Annotated in this window: 5 protein-coding genes and 1 pseudogene; 3 read left to right on the top strand and 3 right to left on the bottom strand. The window is 32.3% G+C overall.

Annotation, left to right across the window (positions count from 1 at the left end):
* The first annotated feature begins 120 nt into the window (after window positions 1-120).
* The 3 genes from FYJ33_RS15715 to FYJ33_RS16560 all read left to right on the top strand — a co-directional run bounded on the left by FYJ33_RS15715 (window position 121) and on the right by FYJ33_RS16560 (window position 2063).
* Entirely contained in the window at window positions 121-930 is an 810-nt protein-coding gene (locus tag FYJ33_RS15715; RefSeq protein WP_206046733.1) for an acyltransferase family protein, read from the top strand.
* 67 nt (window positions 931-997) lie between these two features.
* On the top strand, window positions 998-1852 hold the full coding sequence (locus FYJ33_RS15710) for a hypothetical protein (RefSeq protein ID WP_235900880.1): 855 nt from the start codon (window positions 998-1000) through the stop codon (window positions 1850-1852).
* A complete protein-coding gene (locus tag FYJ33_RS16560) occupies window positions 1833-2063 on the top strand; it encodes a hypothetical protein (RefSeq protein WP_235900879.1) in 231 nt (76 codons plus the stop codon). The genes FYJ33_RS15710 and FYJ33_RS16560 overlap by 20 nt, the downstream gene beginning before the upstream one ends.
* A 148-nt stretch (window positions 2064-2211) precedes the next feature.
* Here the strand turns inward: FYJ33_RS16560 and FYJ33_RS15705 are convergent, their stop codons facing one another.
* The 3 genes and pseudogenes from FYJ33_RS15705 to FYJ33_RS15695 all read right to left on the bottom strand — a co-directional run.
* Window positions 2212-3096, bottom strand: coding sequence for a hypothetical protein (locus tag FYJ33_RS15705; protein WP_154532870.1), 885 nt, complete (start codon window positions 3094-3096; stop codon window positions 2212-2214).
* 29 nt (window positions 3097-3125) lie between these two features.
* The gene (locus tag FYJ33_RS15700; RefSeq protein WP_154532868.1) at window positions 3126-4472 is read right to left on the bottom strand and encodes a hypothetical protein; all 1347 of its coding nucleotides are present in this window, start codon (window positions 4470-4472) and stop codon (window positions 3126-3128) included.
* A gap of 122 nt (window positions 4473-4594) precedes the next feature.
* Window positions 4595-4742 (bottom strand): annotated as a pseudogene (locus FYJ33_RS15695) (IS30 family transposase); the annotation flags it as partial.

Below are 4742 nucleotides of genomic sequence, written 5' to 3'. Positions count from 1 at the left end.
ATTCTATCATCCTCATGGGGATAGTATACCCTTTTTTGAGTCACTTTATTAATAAAAAACCTAACTTTTCCAAAATATTTCTCTATATCAATATTAAATTTTTAAAGATCAATTATGCTCATGTCTAAAAATTATTCTTCAAAGATTAAGAGGAGAGTTTTTTCTTTATTAATTCCATATGTAATGTGGCAGATTATTATAGCGATAAAGTATGTACTTCAAAATGAATACACTTTTTCAATAAAGAATTTTATATATAGGACTTTTTATTTAGTTACCTGGCCAATAGATGGCCCAATGTGGTATGTCTATGCAATATTCCTATTAGCATTAATATCACCTGTTTTCTTATTAATGTTTAAGAATAAAAAGGTAGGCTGGTGCATGGTCCTGATAATAATTGTTTTTTTGAGAGCACAGGGAAAATTTAATATTCCAGTATTTACTCGAATAGCTAATCACGGATATGTAGGAAATATTATATGGTATTTTCCTTCATATTTAGTAGGTGCTTTTTATGGAAGGTTTTATGATGAATTAAATGAGGAAAAATCATTAGTATATGTATTATCACTTTTGTTTTTAGCATGTTTACTTCAGGGAGTTTTACCTGGAATATTTTACGATATAACAATTAGAATGATGCCTATTATGAGCTTGTTTTTATTACCTGTTATTCCTTCACTTAAGGACAAATGGGTATATAGACTTACATTTTTAATGTATGCAATGCATCAACCTCTGATAGCTGATGTTAAACCACACATTAATAATTTATATAAAGTGGTTTTAATGCCGGATTCGGTGAGGAATATTTTAACAAGAGTTATAATACTGGCCATTGATATTGCTCTTGCAGCAGCGATATATATTGTATTAAAGAAATTTGCACCAAAGGGATTGAACGCATTGACTGGTAGCAGAGACTAAAGGCTGTATAAAAAGAAAATTCTTAAAAGTAACACGAGATAAAGAAAGTGGGTTTAAGGTGAATGATATGGAGATTATTTATTCTAAAGTAGATGAACCAAAGAAGGACTGTGCTTTACCTGTAATGTTAAGCGATGAAACAATAATGCAGCGTAAAGAAAAAGTATTAACAAAGATGCAGGAAAGAAAACTAGACAAGCTTGTTGTATATTGTGATGTAGAACATGGGAATAACTTTTCATATTTAATAGGTTTCTTTACGAGATTTGAGGAAGCTCTATTAGTAATTGATAAGAGTGGGGAAATGAAGCTTGTTTTGGGCAATGAAAATCTTAATAAATGTTCTAAAGCAAGAGTACAATGCAGTCCTGTTCATGCATCAGTGCTGTCATTGCCTAATCAGCCAGACAGAAAGGATAAGTCTTTTAAAGAACTGTTGAAGGAAGCAGGAATTAGTGAAGATTTAAGGGTAGGACTTGTTGGTTGGAAGCACTTCACAAGTGATATAGAAAATAACCGTCAAATATTTGATGTGCCATCTTTTATTGTTGATAGTATAAGATATATAATCAAAGATGAAGAACTGCTGACAAATGAAACAGATATATTTATTGGTGAGAATGGTATTAGAACAATAAATAATGCTAATGAAATTGCACATTATGAGTATGGTGCAGCCCTTGCATCAGACAGCATGCTTGATGCTATGAATTTACTTGAAGAAGGTGTAAGTGAAATGGAACTCGGAGCTATGCTTACACAGAGTGGACAGCATACAAATGTTGTTACAATTGCTGCAAGTGGCGAAAGATTTATTAAGGGTAATATGTTTCCTACAGCTAATAAAGTTAAGGTAGGAGATACAATTTCATCAAATAGATATAATTCCACATATGCAAGGTATGGGTGGAGTATGCGCTGAAAGCACAGTTGTGTTAGCGGATAAACAACTTAAAAATAATATTAAAACAGAGTATCCAGAAATGTGGCAAAGAATGAAGACGAGAATTAGGTATATACGTGAAAACTTAAATATTAATATATCAGATGATGTATTACCAATGTGCAGTACTGTGGCTTACTTACGTCCATATTTGTTTGACAAGGAAAGAGCATTAATAGTAAAACGATAGTTATTTCAATATAGATTATCTTCAGAGCAGAAAGCAAATCTTGAAGTTGTATACATAATAGATTATAGATAAGGGAGAAGATTTTATATATTTAGTATCTTCTCTCTTATTTTATAGTCTAGGGAATTATACTCAAAAAGGTGAATTGTTAATGCTGCTTATATGGAATGTTGAAGCCTGAATAATTTCTAAGCTTATTGCCAAGAATCTTTCCTTCGCCAGCAGGAATAAGGTATTTATATATTTTATAATCAAAAGTAGGTTCTTTAATAAAATCTATACTGTTATTTGTAAGCGACTTTATCATTTCCAGGTTTGTTTTATTATCTTCGTAATACTGTTTTTTTGCAATGTAGTCTTTTTTTAATTTCAAATATACAGGATCATCTGATTCTATATCTTCTTCATTAAAGAAGTGCTTTGGAAGAATTTCAAAAAGTTTATTTAATGATATGTTACAGAGAAAATACTGGATTTCACCAGAAGATTTTGATTTGCGTGGTACTTTAAATGTAACATAATCGCAGAAGCATTCTGATGATGAGTGTCGGCCACCGCTTTCAGTTATTTTGTCATTGTTACTTATAATATACCTGTCACCAGATTTGAATATATTTCCATTAAAGACCTGAATTTTATCCTCTAAAAGAAGCTTATAAACGTATCTACTTATATCTGGTTCGCAGGAACTTGAGTATCCTGAACCATTATAATATTTAAAATATAGATCAAAGAGATTATTAAATGACAGGTTATCAACTGAAAAACTTTCAGAAGGGTTTTTACTTATCATTTCAGCAATTACTGATCCAAATGGTGTAATATTCAGTTCCATCCTGGAGGCTGATAATTTAATTAGGTTTTTGCTAATCAGGCTTTTAAGTGCATTTACTATATTATAAGAATTTGAATCATATTGTGACAGAGAGATATTATTATTTTCGTAAGACTTTAGATAATAATATCCTAGAATATTCTGCTCAAAATCAGAGAGTGAGAAATTACTCATATCCTTTGGAAAATAACTCTCCATATAGAAAGTCTCCTTTACTAATTTATAGATTAAAACATAGTAGTTTTGCCATCGCAGGATTTAGAAATGCATGAACAGCTATTTTCTGTTGTACCACATACAGTTGATTCTTTTGGGGTACATCGTGGGTCACGTGCAAGAGTTGTATTATCTTTCTGGCGATCTCTAAGTTCTTTAAGTGGGCTTGGAGCTGTCTGATATCTGTAATCCTTATGTTTGTATTTAATTCTGCAGTCAATAACATTATGACTAGCAACGCATGATATATCTCGGTTTACTATATTCTGATATTTATAGAAGTTTGCTGATTCAGGCAGGTCATGAAGAGGTACAACACATAATCCCTGCTGAGTATTGCCAGTTGTTGTAGCAATAACATCACGAACATATCCGATATTAGGCTGGAGAACTAAAATTTTTGGTAGATCGCCATCAGGAATAACCTCATCCCAGTCTTTCTTTTCATATTTATGAAGTAAATCTTTTGCCTTATGAAGATGAGTGATTTCCTGCAGCAGACATTCTTCCCATATGCGTTTTATGCGGGAGTGGCACTCTGTCTGAAGACAAGAGTAATATAGGTAACACTCAGTATATTCATGAAGCAGCAGTTCCTCCAGCCATGTAGCTCTTGTATCTTTCAAGCTTTCATACTGGCTGACATGCTCTTCCTCAATCATACCTATTTCCTGATAAAGTCTTCGGCCTACATCTGATTTATTATATAGGTTTGCAACATTCATATAATAGTTCATAGTTTGTTGTTCAGCTGCAGTAATTATGCCTATATTAAGTTTGGTTAATGTATCAACTTTATCATTATTAACATAAGGGAAGATGCTATCAAGAGGATGACGGTGTTCAGAGATAGTTGGTCTTGCTGGCATTATTTCTGTATAGCCCCCAACAAGTTTTTCTGGATGAATTCCATATTCAATATCTAACAAGTTAGAGTACCTGTATAAGTGGTCAAAATCTTCAAGCAGCGCAAGGTTAAGTGCATTTTTAACTGTACAATTACATTCATTTTTAGCAAGCACTGAAGTAAGATCTACTGCTAGCTGTTCATAGGAAATAGTATGCTCAAGAATACTTTCATCTTTAGGCTTCAGACAGCTTATACGTTTCTGCTGCTGTTGTTCAACTCTTCTTACAAGTGCAAGCTGTTGCCTTAGTTCATTGTCATAACAGTGTCTTGAGAAGTTTCGGGAGAACCACTGAGCTTCAAATTCAGTACCATTCATAAGGATGATTCTACATTTTGTGTATGGGTCAGTATCATGTTTGTCATAAGGTCTCGGATTAAGAGATTTCCAATCTAAGAAGGTTTTTTCAATATTTATTGGTTTTTCTTCAAAAGGATTAAAAGTTGTCATATTTTTAATTCACCTGTAAATTCTTAATATTACAAATTAGTATATGAGTAAAAAATAAAAAAGTGATAAATTGCAATAACAAATTGAACTAATTTTATTTTTCCATTTGAACCCTTGAATTTTTAAGCTGCATAGATCTCATTGAGGTACTTTTCAAAAAGCTCCTCTGGAGTTCGGTAGTCTAAGATTTTACGTGGAAGAGTGTTCATCCATTCTTCAATAAACCCTATGTTATCAACACTATAATCAGATATACGCTTTCCCTTGGGG

The organism is Inconstantimicrobium porci (assembly GCF_009696465.1).
GTDB lineage: Bacteria > Bacillota > Clostridia > Clostridiales > Clostridiaceae > Inconstantimicrobium > Inconstantimicrobium porci.
The sequence above is the reverse complement of the archived record's forward strand: the minus strand, read 5'-3'. Positions and strand labels throughout refer to the sequence as shown.